This window comes from Pedobacter sp. Leaf170 (assembly GCF_920984665.1).
Taxonomy (GTDB): Bacteria; Bacteroidota; Bacteroidia; order Sphingobacteriales; family Sphingobacteriaceae; genus Pedobacter.
Window position 1 is genome coordinate 166,212 of the sequence record NZ_CAKLBP010000005.1, and the last position, 18,900, is coordinate 185,111.

An 18,900-nucleotide genomic window follows, 5' to 3' on the forward strand; every position below is an offset into this window, starting at 1 on the left:
TTTTGTTTTAGCTATTTAAAAGGTTATTAAACAATCGTTCCGTATAAATCGAAATCTTCAGCTCTATCTATTTTAACATTCACAAAGCTGCCGTTTGCAGCGTAACCTGTGCTTGCATCAATTAACACTTCGTTATCAACTTCAGGCGAATCAAATTCTGTTCTGCCTACAAAGAAATCGCCTTCTTTTTTATCAATTAATACCTTAAAAGTTTGGCCAACTTTTTCCTGATTTATTTCGAAGGAAATGCCTTGCTGAATTTCCATAATGTCATCAACACGTTGTTGTTTTACTTCATCCGGAACATCATCAATTAAGGTGTGTGCATGTGTTTTTTCTTCGTGAGAATAAGTAAAACAGCCTAAACGGTCAAATTTAGTTTCTTCTACCCAAGCAGCCATTTCTTCAAAATCGTACTGAGTTTCGCCAGGATAACCACATATTAAAGTGGTACGCATGGCAATATTTGGAACCTTATCTCTTATTTGGTTTACTAAATCGATGGTTTTTTGTTTTGTAGTGCCTCTGCGCATCGATTTTAGCATATTATCAGTAATGTGCTGCAATGGCATATCAAGATACTTGCAAATGTTATCACGCTCATTCATGGCATCTAAAATCTCCATAGGGAAACCAGATGGATAAGCGTATTGCAAACGAATCCATTCTATACCCTGAACATCAGATAAACGACGCATTAATTCATCGAGCTTACGAACGCCGTATAAGTCTAAGCCGTAATAGGTTAAATCCTGAGCAATCAGAATTAGTTCTTTGGTGCCGTTTTTAGCTAAAATTTTCGCTTCGTTAACCAATTCTTCCATTGGTTTACTCATGTGCTTACCACGCATAAGCGGTATAGCGCAGAATGAGCACGGACGGTTACAGCCTTCTGCAATTTTAAAATATGCATAGTGAGAAGGTGTAGTTAATAAGCGTTCGCCAATTAGCTCGTGCTTGTAATTGGCACCAAGCTCATGTAAAATGTTTTGTAAATCGTTTGTGCCAAAGAAAGCATCAACATTCGTAATTTCTGATTCTAACTCTGGTTTATAGCGTTCTGATAAGCAACCTGTAACTACAACTTTCCCAATTTTGCCGGCTTCTTTAAGTTCACTAAACTGCAAAATCGTGTCGATAGATTCTTGTTTTGCGTTATCGATAAACCCACAAGTGTTGATAACAACGATATCATCTTTGCCCATCTTATCAGATTCGTGCATAACATTTAGGTTATTGCCACGTAACTGTCCCATCAATACTTCTGAATCGTAAATATTTTTAGAACAACCCAACGTAATCACATTGATTTTAGGTTGTTTAACTGCGGGTTTACTTTTTGCTAATTTGGTATTCATCTTTTACACTTAATCTTTACTAATTATGTTCGCTACTCGTCATTGCGAGGCACGAAGCAATCTTTTAAATACTCTACGAGATTGCTTCGTGCCTCGAAATAACGGATGTATTATTACTTGAACAAGCTATTCACAAATTCTTTCTTATCAAAGAGCTGTAAATCGCCAATTTTTTCGCCTACACCAATGTATTTAACAGGTATTTTAAACTGATCGGAAATACCAATTACAACACCACCTTTAGCTGTACCATCTAATTTTGTTATGGCTAAAGCATTAACATCAGTTGCTTCGGTAAATTGTTTACATTGTTCAAATGCATTCTGACCAGTAGAAGCATCTAAAACCAATAAAATTTCATGCGGAGCATTTGGCACAACTTTTTGCATTACCTGCTTAATTTTACCCAGCTCATTCATTAAGCCAATTTTATTATGTAAACGGCCAGCGGTATCTATAATTACAACATCTTCATTATTGGCAACTGCAGATTGCAGTGTATCGAAAGCTACAGAAGCCGGGTCAGAACCCATGGCTTGCGCTACAACACGCACACCAACTCTTTCGCCCCAAAGTTTAATCTGATCTACTGCAGCAGCTCGAAATGTATCTGCAGCACCTAAAACAACTTTTAAATTAGCTTCTTTCAACTTATGTGCAAGTTTGCCGATGGTAGTCGTTTTACCCACACCATTAACGCCTACAACCATAATTACATAAGGCTTATGGTCGCCATATTCAAACTGACGAAAATCGTTACTATTGTTTTCTGATAACAATAATTGAATTTCATCGCGAAGTAAATAATTAAGCTCAGATGTAGAAAGGTACTTATCGCGGGCAACGCGTTCTTCAATTCTACCAATAATCTTTAAGGTGGTTTTAACGCCAACATCAGACGTTACTAAAACTTCCTCTAGATTATCGAGCACTTCATCATCAACAGAAGATTTACCTGCAACAGCTTTAGTTATTTTATTGAAAAAACCATCTTTGGTTTTTTCTAAACCTTTGTCTAAAGCTTCCTGAGCTTCAGGTGCAGTTTCTTTCTTTTTGAAAAAATCGAATAAACCCATATTAAAATTTTATATAACAAAAAAAGCCCTTCCGGTTAAAACGGAACGGCCTTTAATATTTTTATCAATATTAAAAAATATTAACCTTATTTAGATGCAATAGCATCTTTTACGTGTTCGTTGTGTACGATAAGTTCTTTGAATGAATAAGCACCAGTTTTTGGTGATTTAACCATTGTAATAACTTTCGAATATTCTTTACCTGTACCTGTTTTAAGGGTTGCAACTACTTTCTTTGCCATGTTCTTATAATTTTAATTATTGAGTTAGAGAATGCTTAAATGAAAGAATAAAAAATTCAGTCAATCAATCAATCTTTCAATCAATTATTTTATCTCTTTATGTACGGTTACTTTTCTCAATACCGGGTTGAATTTTTTCAATTCTAAACGCTCAGTAGTGTTTTTACGGTTTTTGGTAGAAATATATCTAGACATACCCGGCATGCCACTTTCTTTATGCTCAGTACATTCTAAAATAACCTGAACTCTGTTACCTTTTTTTGCCATTTTAATATAAATTGTAAACTGTTAATCTCAACAGTTAATGTTTTTTACAAAAATCCTTTTTTAACGAAACGGTTAATTGCTTCGTTGATACCCACTTTGTTGATGGTTTTAATCGCTGAAGTAGAAACTTTCAACGTAATCCAACGGTCTTCTTCAGGGATATAAAATTTCTGAAGTTTCAAATTAGGATAAAATTTGCGCTTAGTTTTAACGTTTGAGTGTGAAACGTTATTACCTACCATTGCCTTTTTTCCTGTTAAATCACAAACTCTTGACATGACTTGTAAATATAGTTGTTAAATATCGTCCGCTTAATTTTTTTAAGAGTGTGCAAATATCTGAATAATAATTGAAAACAGCAAGAGAGTGGCTAAAATTTTTCATATATTTTTTTAATCCATCCAAGCAATCTATTTTGATACGATTTCGGCATTTATCGTTATTATAAATTCAGTAAATTAGCCGATACTAACAAATATATAAACAGCGGCATGCAAATTACATCCTTTAAACAATACGAAGAAGATTATAAAAAGAGCGTAGAAAACCCCGAACAATTTTGGGGCGAAGTTGCACAAAATTTTCAATGGCGAAAACCCTGGTATAAAGTGCTTTCGTGGAATTTTCAGGAACCGAATATTAAATGGTTTGAAGGCGCAAAATTAAATATCACGGAAAATTGTTTAGATAGGCACTTAGCAACCAATGGTGATAAACCTGCTATAATTTGGGAACCAAATAATCCCGAAGAAGAATCTGTAACCTATACCTATAAAATGTTGCACGAACGCGTATGCCGTTTTGCGAATGTTTTAAAAAGAAACGGTGCCAAAAAAGGCGACCGAATTTGTATTTATATGCCAATGGTACCTGAGTTGGCTATTGCTGTTTTGGCTTGTGCCAGAATTGGTGCGGTACACTCCGTAATTTTTGGTGGCTTTTCTGCTAAATCTATCGCCGATAGAATTAATGATTCGCAATGTAAGCTGGTAATTACCGCCGATGGCGCTTATAGAGGGAATAAGCAGATTCCGCTTAAAGATGTTATTGATGATGCTTTAATCGGCTGTCCAACGGTAGAAAAATGTATCGTTTTAACGCATGTGCGTACACCGGTTTCTATGCTTAAAGGTAGAGATGTTTGGTGGGAAGATGAGGTTAAACACGTAAATGATGTTTGCGAGGCAGAAGAAATGGATGCTGAAGATATGTTGTTCATACTTTATACATCAGGTTCTACCGGTAAGCCTAAAGGTGTAGTGCATACTTGCGGCGGATATATGGTTTACGCCGGATACACATTTACCAACGTTTTTAATTACCAGCCAAATGAAGTTTATTTTTGCACCGCTGATATTGGTTGGATTACAGGCCATTCTTACATTGTTTATGGTCCGCTATCTCAAGGCGCAACCTCTGTTTTGTTCGAAGGCATACCAACCTATCCAAGTCCATCTCGCTTTTGGGATATTGTAGAAAAACACAAAGTGAATACATTATATACCGCTCCAACCGCTATTCGCTCATTAATGAGTTTTGGTGAAGAGCCTTTGAATGGAAAAGATTTAAGCTCAATAAGAGTTTTAGGTTCGGTTGGTGAGCCAATTAATGAAGAAGCCTGGCATTGGTTTGATGAAAAAATAGGAAAAAGCAAAGCGCCAATTGTTGATACCTGGTGGCAAACGGAAACCGGTGGAATTATGATTTCACCTATTGCAACCGTTACGCCAACCAAACCAAGTTATGCAACTTTACCTTTGCCAGGGATTCAGCCGATTCTTGTTGATGAAAATGGAAAGGAAATTGAAGGTAATGATGTAAGCGGAAATCTCTGTATTAAATTTCCTTGGCCGGGAATGCTCAGAACTACCTATGGCGACCATGAGCGTTGCAAGCAAACCTATTTTTCTACTTACGAGAATCTTTATTTTACTGGTGATGGCTGTTTACGTGATAAGGATGGTTATTATAGAATAACGGGTAGGGTAGATGATGTTTTAAACGTATCAGGACATAGAATAGGAACAGCCGAAGTTGAAAATGCAATTAATATGCATGCTGGTGTTGTAGAAAGCGCTGTTGTTGGCTATCCACATGATGTAAAAGGTCAGGGTATTTATGCTTTTGTTATCAACCCTGAAATGCATGGAGAAGCAGAATTAACTAAAAAAGATATTCTGCAAACCGTAACTCGTGTTATTGGTGCTATTGCCAAACCTGATAAAATATTGTTCGTTTCAGGTTTACCTAAAACACGTTCAGGAAAAATTATGCGACGTATATTACGTAAAATAGCCGAAGGCGATACTTCAAATTTAGGCGATACCTCAACGCTTTTAGATCCGGCTGTTGTAGAGGAAATTATCGAAGCTTCAAAGAATTTGAAATAGATTTGAGTTTTTGTTTTTACTCTTTTTTGCTATACTTAACTTGTTGATCATAAGGTATCTTACTCAAAAATAAATTAGCAACTAAATCAAAAACTATGAAAGCAAACAAAATTAAAAATCTATTTTATTTCTTAATGCTATTAGTAATTATCTCATGTAAAAAGGATAATAATAACATAGAAGTGATTGATGAAAATAAGGATGTACTGATGTACATAAAAAGTTTAGGTTATTCTGAGTCGTCAATTAATGATGTTGGAAATGAGTATGTTGTGCAGGGTGATATATCGTTTCCAAAAACATGAAAATACCCGAAAATAAAAGCTTAAAAGTAGAAGCCCCAATAATTTTACAAGATAAGTTAATGAGTACTGGCCCAAATGCTGGTAGTTCAAAAATTAGTCAATCGTATACAGGATACTTGGTTAGTTCAACTAATCGTTTGAATTTTAGGATTTCAATAGATCCATCAATAGCCGCGTTTACAAATGAAATAAATGATGCAATATCTATTTGGAATGGTGTTCCAGAATCTGGTATATCTTTTAGCATTGTTAGTAGCGGGACATTCGATATTGTAATTGTAAATCAAGCAATTAATGGTTATGGCTTGGCACGCATACCTCTTAATGGAAATGCTGGTAATTTAGTTAGGATTAACACGCAAAACATAATAAATGATGGCTTGAATCCTAATCAAATGTCAACAGTAATCGCTCATGAATTAGGACATTCAATTGGTTTTAGGCATACAGACTGGGAGGGAGTGGAATCATTTAGTGGGACAGATGATGTTGGCAAGCCAGGCGATGCTCTAGATGTACCTAATGCAGCTGGCACAGATGTGGGCTCTATCATGAATATGGGTGCAAATAATATTCTTCCAAATGGGTTATCGACTAAAGATATTCTTGCACTAGTAAATCTTTATCCATTAGGAACTCCGAAGATAAATGGAACAGGAATCTTAAGAGCGAATAAAACCTATACCTTTACTACCACATATGTTTGGCCAAATTCTGTAATTGATTGGAGTATAAATGGTAAACCTGCTAGCATTTCATTCGCCAATGGTCAAGGTACAGGAACTTTAACAGTAAATGTTAATAATAATGTTGGTGAATATTCTGAAGATTTAGAGCTACTTGCTAAAATGACTAGTAATAATAGAAACTATATAATTTTGTCAAAATATATTATATTACAAGGAAGTAAGTGTAAATAATTTTATAGATAAAAAACACAAATGCCAAGCGTTTAGATTGGCATTTTTTGTTTTAATTGGATTTATTGATATCCAGGGTTTTGAACTAAATTTTTATTAGAATCCATACTTGTTGCAGTAACCTTTGTTGCAGCACTTCCTAATTTTATATAGGAATCACTTGGAAAATCCTGACCTTCTATATTACTGTACTTAGCTGTAGATTTTTGATAACTCGTACTTAAAACAGCATCAAACTTACTTCTCTCCCCAAAATTTGTAGCATAAGTAAGGTAGTTATTCGTGTTGGTATTGATTACAAAAGTAGAAATATTCTGGCCATCACCATTTGCTGTTCCTGTATTTCTGAAAGTTAATGAACCATAATAATTTTCTTCGTTTTGATTTAAATTATCAATTGAGAAATCAGTACTGAATTTTAAACCCTTTATAATGTTAACATTTGCAAATGCCTTACCAATTGTGCGATAAACGGTTGACTTGTAAAAGGCACTGTCAATACCAATAAACGGATTGTAATAAACTGGATAATTTGATGCTGCACCAGGTAAAGTACCACTTACTAATCCTGAACGGGGGGTCTATAAATGGAGTAATTGTTGATAAAGCAACTGCTTGTTAAGGACTAGAAAAAGCGTTATCGTTAGAAAGTAAAATGTTTAGTCTGCAATTAATATTGGCATTTTTATAAATTTTTAAACAAAGCTTTAATTAGTTGGTTATTAAGATAAGTACATTATTTAATAACCTATAAATATTTAAAGAAATGGATAAGTTAGAATTAAAAGGAAAGTGGAACGAGATAAAAGGCAAAGTAAAACAAGCTTATGCCGAATTAACAGATGATGATTTGAAGCATGAAGAAGGGCAAGATGATGAATTGTTAGGTAAGCTTCAACAAAAAACCGGCAAAGGAAGAGACGAACTTGTAAAGTGGATTAATTCTTTGTAGAATTAAGCTCAAATTTATTAAGCAGGCAACTAAAATTAGTTGCCTGTTTTTGTTTAGTGTTATGAGTAGTTAATATTTTCTTTAAATTTATTGCGCATCCTTTAAAATTTCTCCAACAATAAATTTTAGCTTTTATGAGTAAGGTGTGGCGTAGGCTCTTTATAATTTTCTTTTTTAGTGCATGCTCCTTTATTTATGTTAATGGTAATCCACCAGGCATACCTTTTTATTATCAGCAATTAGATAATCGTAATGGATTATCTAACAGTTCTATTAACAGTATTTTTGAAGATAAAGACCAACTAATATGGATCGGTACCTGGGATGGTTTGAACAGATACGATGGAACAAAGTTTACTGTTTATAACCATAACATCGGCAGGGCCGAGAATAGCATTGGCAGTAATGTTATTCAGTCTATTAATGAAGATAACCAAAAAAATATCTGGATAAACACCATAGGAGGTATTTCTCGCTACAACAAACTTAATGGCAAATTTTACAGATACTTTTACAAGAATACGGTTAACCAAAAGGTTAGAGAAAATGAATATCAGTTAATTATTAATCATCAAGGTGCTGTTTTTTGTTATGCTGCTAATGGTGATTTAAGCCTGTACAACGCTAATACTGATAAGTTCGAACTTTATCACCATTTTTCTTCTGGTGATGGTATTGTTAAAATGGCTTTCGCTAATCAAAAATTATACTATATCAATAAAAAAGGCGAACTAATTGTTGGCAAATTAAATTCTGATAGGCTTAGTGTTACACAAAAGTTCAGTTTAAAAGGTGGTATTAATAATTTTTTTCTTGTCGATAATCAACTTATTTATTCAACTAATAAAGACGAACATTTTTTGGTTAGAGGCGATGGTGTTAAACATCAATTAAACATCGCACCTAAAAAAATCAAGGCAATAGCAAGTTATCAAAATAATTACGTTGTGGCTTGGGAGAACCAGGGTTTATCCATTTATGATAAAGAATTTAAAACATCCACTTTTCTTAAGAAAGAGTCTAATCAATTAGAAAACCTAAAAATTACGGCAATAAAAGTTAGTCAGGGCAAAACTTTATGGCTTGGTACCGATGGAAATGGATTGATTCAAATTTATCCAAAAGAAAATTTATTTGGCATAGTTAGTAAGTTAAATGACAACGCTGTAAATAAACCTATCAGAGCTTTTGAAGAGATAAATGGCGATTTGTGGGTAGGAACGAAAGGTAATGGTGTATTAATTTTTAAAGATTTTTGGGACAACAGAAAGGATCTTGTTTCAAAAAAAATTGACGTAAATAATGGTCTAGAAAATAATTCTGTTTTTGCAATTAAGCGTGGTGCCGATAAGCTTATATACATGGGTACTGATGGTGTAGGCGTATCCGTTTATGACGAACAATTGAAAACCATACTTAGATGGAAAGACATAAAAGGTTCATCAAAACTTCCGGATTTTAAATCGGTTTACACGATAATTCAAGATAAAGATAGTTCGGTATGGATAGGTACAAGTGGTTATGGTTTAATTCATCTAAAGCTGCAAAGAAATATTGATGGAGCTCTTTCAGTTTCTAAATTCAAGCAGTATGCCTCGTCTGGAGTAGAGAAAAATGGCCCTGTAAATGATATTATTTATGCCCTTGCACAAGGCAAAAATAACCAGCTTTGGATAGCCTGCAGATATGGTGGTTTAAGTGTACTTGATAAAAAAACTGGTCTTTTTAAAACTTACAAAGCCCTTGGTTATGAAGGAAGTTTATCGCATAGCGATGTATTATCTTTATTTTATGACAGCAAAAATACTTTATGGATTGGTACCAGTTACGGCTTAAATTACTTAAGCCAATCAGAATCGGGAAGGGAAAAGCCCAAATTTGTAAAAATAACCACCGAAACGGGTTTACCCAATAATACAATACATGCCATTCAGGAAGATAATGTTGGCAACATTTGGTTAAGCACAAGTAAAGGATTGGCTAAATTAAATCCGCTAAACAAAAGCATTGCTAATTATCAGCATAGCGATGGTTTACAAAGCAACGAATTTAGTGATGGAGCAGTTTTTAAATCGAATACAGGGAATTTGTTATTTGGAGGCATTTATGGTTTCAATTACTTTATTCCACGAAATATTGTAGAAAATAAAAAGCAGCCGAATCTAGTAATTTCAGATTTGCAGATGGGCGGCGTTAAATTCGAAAACAATCAATATGTTATTATTAAAGCCAGAGCCGAAAGCCCTAAAACATTCACATTAGATAGAAAGAATAATTTCTTTCAGTTTTCATTTAATGCGCTAAACTACTTTAATGCATCAAAAAATGAATTCGCCTACAAACTTGAAGGACTAGACCAAACCTGGCGATATACGGGTACAAATGGAGAAATAGCTTATTATAATATTCCGGCAGGTAATTATAAGTTAATGGTGCGTTGGAGTAATGGTGAAGGCATTTGGACACAAGATATTATTGCCTTAAACATTGAAGTGAAACAATATTTTTGGCTTACACTTCCGGCGTATGCAGCTTATTTATTGCTTTTAATTATTGGTGGTTATGCCTTTCATCTTTACAGAAAAAATAAATTAGAGATGAAGTTTAAACTGGAGAGAGCATCCTTATTCAGGCAAAAGGATGAGGAAGTTCATCGCCAAAGGATTAACTTTTTTACAAATATTGCCCATGAAATACAAACGCCCTTAACCTTAATAATGGGTTCGGTAGAGCATGTTATGCAAAAACAAAATGAAGTAGAGAAACCTAAGGATAAAAACTTCTTTTTGTCCCTCGTTCATCAGCACACAGCAAGGCTAACGTATTTGGTGCAGCAATTATTAGAATTTAGAAGGGCAGAAGCTGGCTATCTGAAAAGTAACGAAGATTATTTTGACATCACAAAATTATTAAACGGTTTATCGCAATTGTTTATTCCAATCGCTGAAAAAAATAAGCAAGAATTTACCAGAGAAATTCAACAATCAATAGCAGGTTTTATTGATAAAGATAAATTTGAGAAAGTGCTTTTTAACCTGCTATCTAATGCCTTTAAACATGCCGGTATAAATGAAACCATAATATTTAATGCTAACTATGATGAAAAAGCAAATGAGCTGGAAATAACTGTGGCAAACTCTGGCTGTAAACTTAAAGAAAGCGATTTGCAAAGTATTTTTGAGGAATTTAAAGTTGGCGAAGAGGCGCAGTTTGAGAAGTTTAATTCTGGTATTGGTTTGGCTTTTACTAAAGAGCTAATTTCTATAATGGATGGTAGTATTGATGTCTCTTTAAAACAAAATTGGATTACATTTAGCTTCAAACTGAAGTTAAAGCAGGTTATTGGTGGAAAGGAAAATGAAGTTGTGGCATCGGCTCCATCCTATCTTTTCGAATCTATTTTAAAACCTTATGGCGATGAAATTACATCAACAGTAGAACAAAATAATAAAGCAGCATTAATTGACAATTTGAAGCAAAAGGCTGAACATACCGTTTTGGTTGTGGAAGACGATACGGCTTTGAGGTTTCTGATAAAAAACATTTTAAGCGAACATTACATCGTTTACGAAGCCGAAAATGGATTAAAGGCATTAGAGTTTCTTAAAAAAAACTCACCAGACTTAATAGTAAGTGATGTTATGATGCCAGAAATGGACGGTTTAGAACTTTGTAAGTTTGTGAAAACCGCACCTGCAACCTGCCACATTCCATTTATAATACTATCTGCCAAAGGCACTGAAGAACATAAAACTGAAGGTTATGAAACAGGCGCCGATGCCTATATTCCGAAACCATTTCATGTTAATTATTTACAGATGCGGGTTCGCAAATTATTAGATTACCGTGAGCGCATGAACAATTTGATTAAAGATGGCAACATCAATAATCAGTTTGTAGATGTTGATTTAGAGCAAAGCGATAAGGAGTTTTTAAATGCACTTGTTAAAGCTGTTGAAGATAACCTGGCAGAATCTGATTTGGATGCTGCAAAACTTGAAGCTGCTTTGTGCATTAGTAAAATGCAACTTTACCGCAAGCTGAAAACCTTAGCCGGGATGACACCATCTGAATTTATAAAAAGAATACGCCTGAAACATGCTGCGGTATTGCTCCAAAATTCATCGCTAAACGTATCCGAAATATTTTATAAAACGGGTTTCAATAATAAATCTTATTTCTTTAGAGAGTTTAAAAAGATATACCATTTTGCTCCTAATGATTATCGCCAAAAACAGCACGAAGGAATTTTAGATAAAGAAGCATTATAAGCAAAAAAGGACCTTTTTTACACTTGTTTGCAACAATAGTGAACTAAAATGTTATTATAGTGTACTACTGTTGCATAGCTGCTGAGCTATATTTGTGTACTAATCAAATATAAATCAGATGAAAAAAAACAGACGTATTTATGCATTGTTGGCTTTCTTGTTTTTAGTTGTAACGGGTTTTTCAAGCTATGCTCAAACTAAAGTAACAGGAAAAGTTACCGATGAATCTAATCAGCCTTTACCGGGTGTTGTAGTGGCTCAAACCAATACTCAAAACAAAACCACAACAAACGAAGATGGCGTATATGTGCTCACGCTACAGGCGGGTGGCTCACAAACCTTAACATTTAATTACATAGGTTATAATGCTGTTACGCTAAATGCAGCCGGAGGTAATTTAAGCGTTTCGTTAAAGCCATCTGCTCAATCTTTAGATGATGTGGTGGTTGTAGGTTATACCTCTCAAAAGAAAGCTTCAATTACTGGTGCTGTTGCTACAGTTAATATGAGTGATTTGCAAAAAACCAGGATACCTGATGTTGCTCAAGCATTGCAAGGTCAAGTGGCTGGTGTTTTTGTTGCTGCAAACACAGGTGCACCCGGCGATGGTATTAAACTGAGAATTAGAGGTGAAGGAACCTTAGGCAATAATGACGTTTTATATGTTATTGATGGTGTGCCTACGCGGGATATTTCTTTTCTAAATCAAAGCGATGTAAAATCGATGACGGTTCTGAAAGATGCTGCAGCCGGTGCAATTTACGGTTCAAGAGCTGCTAACGGCGTTGTAATTATTACCACCATAAGTGGCACAAAGGGTAAAGCAAATCTTAATATAGAGTATTTTAATGGCTTTTATCAGGCAACCAATTTGCCGAAAATGTTAAATGCCGACCAATACTTAACAATTAAAGATAGAGCCTGGCATAATACATTAGGTAATGCCGCAAACGCAGTTAGTCCGTACCAGGCAGCAAGAAGCAGAACTGATCTGGCCGATACAGACTGGCTGGGCGAATTATTCGAAACGGGTAAATCTACTAATTTGCAAGCCGCTGTTAACGGAGGTTCTGAAAATGTACAGTATTTAATTTCAACAGGTTATTTTAAACAGGATGGTATTGTGGTGCAAAATCATGATGGCTATGAGCGTTTTAACTTCAGGTCGAACGTAAATGCTAACGTAACCGACAGATTTAAAGTTGGCACAAATCTTCAGTTAAGTTTTGCCAAGCAAGATAAATTATCATCAAGCGGCGATGTTCCCGGCGTAATTCGTCATGCACTATTGCGTCCGCCGGTTTTAGGTGTTTATAAAAACGTAAACGATCCAACCTACTCTGCGGCTAATCCTTTTACTGATTTGCCTTTTTACACGGGTAATAATAACGGTTGGGATAAGAATTTTGAGTTCAGTTCTAATCCAATTGCCATTGTAAATTTTACAAATGATAAAAGAAAAACGTTTCAAACATTTGGAAACCTTTATGGTGAATACGCCTTTTTAAGTGATAAATCTTTAACCTTCCGTTCAAGTGTAGGTGTTGATATCAGTTTTTCTCACAATAAAAATTTCGCTCAAAATTATGGTGATGATAATGATAATAACCCTGATGAACTTTATCCTGGAAAGGGCAGAAATAATAAGCCAAACAATTTGGATGAAAACAGGGGAGAAGTAATGAATTTTACCTTCACCAACACCTTAAATTATGTAAAAACCTTTGCCGAAAAACATAGTGTAAACTTTTTACTTGGTGCCGAAAGTATTTCAAGTAAATCATCGGCAATTGGTGGCAGCAGGCAAAACTTCAATAAAAGCACATCAGGATTTCAATATTTAGATTATGGAAGCCTAAGCAATATCTATAATTCAGGTTCTGCAAGCCAGTTTAACCTGGTTTCATTTTTCAGTAGTGCTTCTTATAACTATGATGGAAAATATTTTGCAACGGCAACCTTAAGGGCAGATGGTTCATCTCGTTTTGGTCCTAGTAATAAATGGGGTTATTTTCCATCAGTTTCTGCCGGCTGGATGCTTTCTCAGGAAAATTTCTTAAAAGATGTTCAATGGATTTCAGAATTTAAACTGAGAGGAAGTTGGGGGCAAGCAGGTAACCAGGAAATCCCTAATAACACCTATCAAACTTTAGTTTCAGAATCGGGTGGTATTGTAAACGTTGTACGTTATGGTAACCCAGATGTAAAATGGGAAACTACAACACAAACCAACTTTGGAATTGATTTCGGTATCTTAAAGAACAAGCTATCTTTCACAGCTGATTATTTCAACAAAAAAACAGATGATATTCTGTTAACCGTGGGTTTGCCGGCAGTATCGGTTGGAGTAATTGATAGAACCTATGTAAATGCAGGTGAGGTTACAAATAAAGGTTTTGAGTTTGGTTTAAACTTCCAAAACCGCGACAAAGCTTTTAAATACAATATCAATGCAAATGTTGCAACTTTAACTAATCGCGTAAATAAATTGCAAGAGTTTGTTAAAAATATTATCGACGACCAAACGCATACAAAAACTGAAGTTGGCCAGCCAATTAGCTCATATTTTGGTTTAGCCTTTGATGGAATTTACCAAACACCGGCAGAAGTAAGTAGTCATTTATTTTCGAATGCAAATGGCGCCTTGCCAGGCGATATTAAATTTAAAGATTTAAATGGCGATGGACAAATCAATGCTGATGACAGAACATTTATTGGCAACCCAATACCAAAAGTTACTTACGGATTTGCCTTTTCTTCGTCATTTAAAAAATTCGATTTTTCATTCTTGCTTCAAGGTGTTCAAGGTGTAGATCGTTATAACGACTTAAAGCAGATTATAAACTTTGATAGCAGACCTTTTAACTCCATGACTTCGGTTTTAGATAGCTGGAATGGTCCGGGAACAAGTAATACTTTGCCTCGTGTAACCTTTAATAATAATGGTGGTGGTAATGTATCAAGTGTTTTTGTTGAAGATGCTTCATATTTAAGACTAAAAAATATAGAAATAGGCTACACTTTTGATATTAAAAACATTGGTGTTAAAAATGTTCGCTTTTATGCATCTGGTCAGAATTTGTTCACCATTACCGATTATACAGGTTTAGATCCAGAGTCGACCTCGTTAATAGATAAAGGAACTTATCCTCAATCAAAAGCATTTATCCTTGGTTTAAAAATTAATTTGTAAACCTTTTATTAAAAATATCATGAAAAAAATATTATATATAAGTGCAGTAATAGGTTTAGCTACATTTACAAGCTGTAAAAAACAACTTACTACAGAAGCTGTGGGCTTAACTACACTAGAGCAGGTTAATGCTACGCCAACTTTGGGTACAGTAGAAAACTCTGTAAATTCTTCATATCAACTGTTATCAAACCGATTAAACATTTTAGCGCAATGGGATTGGGCAAACGGTTTGGTTTTTCAAAACGATTTGGTATTACAGGATATCGCATCAGATGATTTGGAGAAAAAATGGAATCCAGATGGCGACCAACCCTGGATGGATGACATAAACAATTTTACATTTACATCTACAAATGGTGGTCCGAATGGTTTATGGAAATATGATTATGAAGGCATTAAGCGCCTTAATATCGCAATTGAATTGTTAACTAAACCAGATATCGAGGCAATTACAGGCATCACGGCAGCCCGCAAAAATCAATTATTAGGCGAAGCTTATTTCTTACGTTCATATTATTATTTCTCGCTGGTTACAAATTTTGGCGATGTACCATTAATTCTAAAACCTGTAAGCACTTATCAAGAGGCTTTTGAAGTAGCTGTTAAAGCCGATAAAAATGCGGTATGGGATAAGATTAAATCAGATTTAACGCTGGCGAAAGGTTTGTTGCCAAATGCCAAATACAGTTCTGCAACCGAAAGGTGGAGAGCAAATAAAGGTTCGGCAATAGCTTTGCTGGCTAAAAGTGCCTTGTATACAGAAAAATGGGCTGATGTTGTGACAAATGTAAACGAGCTTCAAGCCTTGGGTTTTTATAGTTTGAATGCCAATTATTTTGACAGTTTTAACCAAACGAAAGAATTTGCAGAGAACGAAGTTATTTTTTGTTATGACCATCAAAGCAACCAGAATCCTTTAAAAGGAAATGGTATTTGTGCGCCTTTAGGTTGGGGTTTCTTTGCGCCAAGTACTGATTTCTTAAATGCTTTTGAAGCAAATGATCCAAGAAAACTTTATACGGTTGATGCTCCAAATCAAAATGTAAATAAGTTATTAGGTAGTACAAATGGCTCAAACAAAGGCAATGATGATGCGGCAAATAATAAAATTTACATCCGCTACGCTGATGTTTTATTATGGAAAGCTGAGGCACAAAATGAATTAGGGCAATATGCCGATGCAGTATCAATCATCAATCAGATTAGAACCAGAGCAAGAACAAGCGCCAGCGCAGCGGGAGTGTTGCCTCCAGCGGGTACTTTACCAAATCGTTCTGCATCAACCAATAAAGAAGAAATTAAAAACTGGTTGATTTCTGAGCGCAGGGTAGAACTTGGTTTCGAATCGCAACGAATGTTAGATTTAAAACGCTGGAAAATCGCTAAAACTGTTATGACATCCAAAGGCAAAAATTTTCAGGATAAACATTATCTATACCCAATTCCACAAGGAGAAGTTGATGCTTCTGCAGGAACATTAAAACAAAATCCTGGTTATTAATAGAAACTGGCAGTAATTAAATTTACTGCCAGTTAACTTCCAAATTGTTCTAATAGCCATTTCGGCTAAAATTTATCCAAAACATATATGACAGATGCTGCTGAGAGATTTTCTCAAAACCCAATATTATCTCCAAAAGATTTAACTCCAAGCGTAGAAGGGTTAGAAATTGCATGTTTATTAAATCCGGGTGTATTTACTTTTCAAAACAAAACCTGGTTATTAATTAGAGTTGCCGAAAGACCCAAGCAAAAACCCGGTGTAATTTCATTTCCGGTTTTAAAAGAAGGTGGAATCGAAATTATAGAAATTTTGGAAAGCGACCCTGAATTAATTGCTACTGACCCTCGGGTTATCAATTATAAAGGTGCCGATTATTTAACAACTTTATCGCATTTAAGATTGGTTTGCAGTGATGATGGCATAAATTTTTATCAACCTGAAGGTTATCCATTGTTACATGGCGAAGGTGCTGCTGAATCTTTCGGTATAGAGGATTGCAGGGTTGCAGAAATCGAAGGGACTTATTACCTCACCTTTACTTCAGTTTCTGAAAATGGTGTTGGTGTGGGTATGCGTACTACTAAAGATTGGAAAACATTTGAGAGGCATGGCATGATTATCCCACCACACAATAAAGATTGCGCCATTTTTGAGGAGAAAATTAACGGCAAATTTTATGCTTTACATCGCCCAAGCAGTGTAGATTTAGGCGGTAATTATATTTGGATTGCCGAATCGCCAGATGGTATTCATTGGGGGAATCACAAATGCATCATCAAAACCCGAAAACACCATTGGGATAGTAAACGTGTTGGTGCTGGTGCTGCGCCAATAAAAACCGACAAAGGTTGGTTGGAAATTTATCATGGGGCAAATGCCGAGCATCAGTATTGTTTAGGTGCATTTTTAATGGATTTGAATGATCCTTCAAAAGTAATCGCCCAAACTGAAGAGCCAATTATGAAGCCGATTGCTGAGTATGAATTATCTGGCTTTTTTGGTCAGGTGGTTTTTACAAATGGCCACACTGTTAACGGCGATGAATTAACCATTTACTATGGCGCAGCCGATGAATTTGTTTGTGGTGCGAAATTCTCTATTCAAAACATTTTAGCTCAATTAAAATCATGCGATCAGAAATAGCTCATTTTAAAAGTCAATCCTATAATTTTAAGGTACTAACTCTAACCAATTTAATTTATAGCATTGTATTGCCTGTTATAGATATTTTTGTAGCAGCCTACGTTATGCGTAGTTCAAACGATCCGGTAAAAGTGGTTGTTTATCAATTAACCATTTACACGGGTATTCCAATTACGTTTTTAATAAACGGTTACTTATTACGTACTTTTTCTATCAAAACTTTATATTCTTTAGGGATGATGCTAAGTGGAATTTCTATGATGGTTATGATGTCTTTAACCACTTTAGATACCGTTGGAATTGGTGTTGCCGGATTAATTATGGGCATGTCTTTCGGGTTTTATTGGGCAAATAGGGATTTTTTAGCTTTGGCCATGACCAATGATGAGAATAGAAATTACTATTATGGCTTAGAAACATTCTTCTACACCATTATTGCAATCATAATACCTTTTTCTATTGGCGCATTCATAGAGTATCAATCTGCAATAAGTGGTAACGCACAATTAGCCTATCGCATTGTTACAGGCTTTGTGGTATTTATCACAATTTTGGCTTCGATAATGTGTTTCAGAGGTAATTTTACAAATCCAACTGAAAAAAAGTTCGTCTATTTTAAGTTTGACCCTTATTGGTACAAGTTGTTAAGATTAGCCAGTTTAAAAGGTTTAGTACAAGGGTTTTTAGTAACCGCACCAGCAATGTTAATTATGTTATTAGTGGGTAAAGAAGGTGCCTTGGGCACAGCTCAATCTGTGGGCGCCATTATTGCAGCATTTGTAATGTATATAATTGGTCGAAAAACTGCCCCAAAACACCGGGTTTATGTATTTGGAGCTGGATTGCTAATATTTGCTATTGCAGCAATCATTAACGGCATTTTATACAACAGTACAGGAGTTATCATATTTATGCTTTTACTTTTGCTGGCAAAACCTTTGTTAGATATTGCTTATTACCCGATTCAATATAGTGTTATTGATATTTTAACCAAGAAAGAAAAACGCAGCGAATTTGCCTACATATTAAATCACGAAGCTGGATTGTATATTGGCCGTTTGGTTGGCGCCGGAACATTTTTAGTATTGGCTTATAGTTTTTCTGTAGAAATTGCCCTTCGTTATGCCATTGTAATTGTTGCTGTTTTGCAACTGGCCTCGTTTTGGGTAGCCAAGGATATCATTAAGCAGGGCAAAATAGAAAATATAGATGACGCTCCAATTTTGAGTAACGAAGAGCCAACGCTTGTTGCTCCTATCACTCACTAGTAAAGAAT

14 protein-coding genes are annotated in these 18,900 nt (G+C 35.1%); 9 read left to right on the forward strand and 5 right to left on the reverse strand.

The window, feature by feature from the left end; genetic code table 11:
• Window positions 1-26 precede the first annotated feature (26 nt).
• From rimO to rpmB, 5 genes are all read right to left on the reverse strand, one after another.
• On the reverse strand, window positions 27-1,358 hold the full coding sequence (gene rimO, locus LUA90_RS13390; RefSeq protein ID WP_231491236.1) for a 30S ribosomal protein S12 methylthiotransferase RimO: 1,332 nt from the start codon (window positions 1,356-1,358) through the stop codon (window positions 27-29).
• Between the two features lie 113 nt (window positions 1,359-1,471).
• The gene (ftsY, locus tag LUA90_RS13395; RefSeq protein WP_231491237.1) at window positions 1,472-2,434 is read right to left on the reverse strand and encodes a signal recognition particle-docking protein FtsY; all 963 of its coding nucleotides are present in this window, start codon (window positions 2,432-2,434) and stop codon (window positions 1,472-1,474) included.
• Window positions 2,435-2,520: 86 nt separating this feature from the next.
• On the reverse strand, window positions 2,521-2,676 hold the full coding sequence (locus LUA90_RS13400) for a DUF4295 domain-containing protein (protein ID WP_231464195.1): 156 nt from the start codon (window positions 2,674-2,676) through the stop codon (window positions 2,521-2,523).
• 84 nt (window positions 2,677-2,760) lie between these two features.
• Window positions 2,761-2,943 carry a 50S ribosomal protein L33 gene (gene rpmG, locus LUA90_RS13405; RefSeq protein WP_010599807.1) on the reverse strand — a complete coding sequence of 61 codons (183 nt, stop codon included), beginning with the start codon at window positions 2,941-2,943 and terminating at the stop codon, window positions 2,761-2,763.
• Window positions 2,944-2,987: 44 nt separating this feature from the next.
• Window positions 2,988-3,221 (reverse strand): 50S ribosomal protein L28, encoded by a 234-nt coding sequence (rpmB, locus tag LUA90_RS13410; protein ID WP_231464193.1) that lies wholly within the window; start codon window positions 3,219-3,221, stop codon window positions 2,988-2,990.
• A gap of 201 nt (window positions 3,222-3,422) precedes the next feature.
• Between rpmB and acs the strand changes: the two genes are divergently transcribed.
• From acs to LUA90_RS13455, 9 genes are all read left to right on the forward strand, one after another.
• A complete protein-coding gene (acs, locus tag LUA90_RS13415) occupies window positions 3,423-5,333 on the forward strand; it encodes an acetate--CoA ligase (RefSeq protein ID WP_255713484.1) in 1,911 nt (636 codons plus the stop codon).
• Between the two features lie 134 nt (window positions 5,334-5,467).
• Window positions 5,468-5,638: a hypothetical protein gene (locus tag LUA90_RS13420; RefSeq protein ID WP_231491238.1), complete on the forward strand. Its 171-nt coding sequence runs from the start codon at window positions 5,468-5,470 to the stop codon at window positions 5,636-5,638.
• Window positions 5,635-6,558 (forward strand): M57 family metalloprotease, encoded by a 924-nt coding sequence (locus tag LUA90_RS13425; protein ID WP_231491239.1) that lies wholly within the window; start codon window positions 5,635-5,637, stop codon window positions 6,556-6,558. The genes LUA90_RS13420 and LUA90_RS13425 overlap by 4 nt, the downstream gene beginning before the upstream one ends.
• Window positions 6,559-7,324: 766 nt before the next feature.
• Complete coding sequence (locus tag LUA90_RS13430; protein ID WP_109926271.1) at window positions 7,325-7,510, forward strand: CsbD family protein; 186 nt, start codon at window positions 7,325-7,327, stop codon at window positions 7,508-7,510.
• Between the two features lie 134 nt (window positions 7,511-7,644).
• Window positions 7,645-11,781 (forward strand): hybrid sensor histidine kinase/response regulator transcription factor, encoded by a 4,137-nt coding sequence (locus LUA90_RS13435; protein WP_231491240.1) that lies wholly within the window; start codon window positions 7,645-7,647, stop codon window positions 11,779-11,781.
• A gap of 118 nt (window positions 11,782-11,899) precedes the next feature.
• Entirely contained in the window at window positions 11,900-14,974 is a 3,075-nt protein-coding gene (locus LUA90_RS13440; RefSeq protein WP_231491241.1) for a TonB-dependent receptor, read from the forward strand.
• Window positions 14,975-14,993: 19 nt separating this feature from the next.
• Window positions 14,994-16,478, forward strand: a complete 1,485-nt coding sequence (locus LUA90_RS13445) for a RagB/SusD family nutrient uptake outer membrane protein (protein ID WP_231491242.1) — start codon at window positions 14,994-14,996, stop codon at window positions 16,476-16,478.
• 87 nt (window positions 16,479-16,565) lie between these two features.
• Window positions 16,566-17,624: a glycoside hydrolase family 130 protein gene (locus LUA90_RS13450; RefSeq protein WP_231491243.1), complete on the forward strand. Its 1,059-nt coding sequence runs from the start codon at window positions 16,566-16,568 to the stop codon at window positions 17,622-17,624.
• Complete coding sequence (locus LUA90_RS13455) at window positions 17,609-18,892, forward strand: MFS transporter (RefSeq protein WP_231491244.1); 1,284 nt, start codon at window positions 17,609-17,611, stop codon at window positions 18,890-18,892. Before LUA90_RS13450 ends, LUA90_RS13455 begins: the two co-directional genes overlap by 16 nt.
• Window positions 18,893-18,900 lie beyond the last annotated feature (8 nt).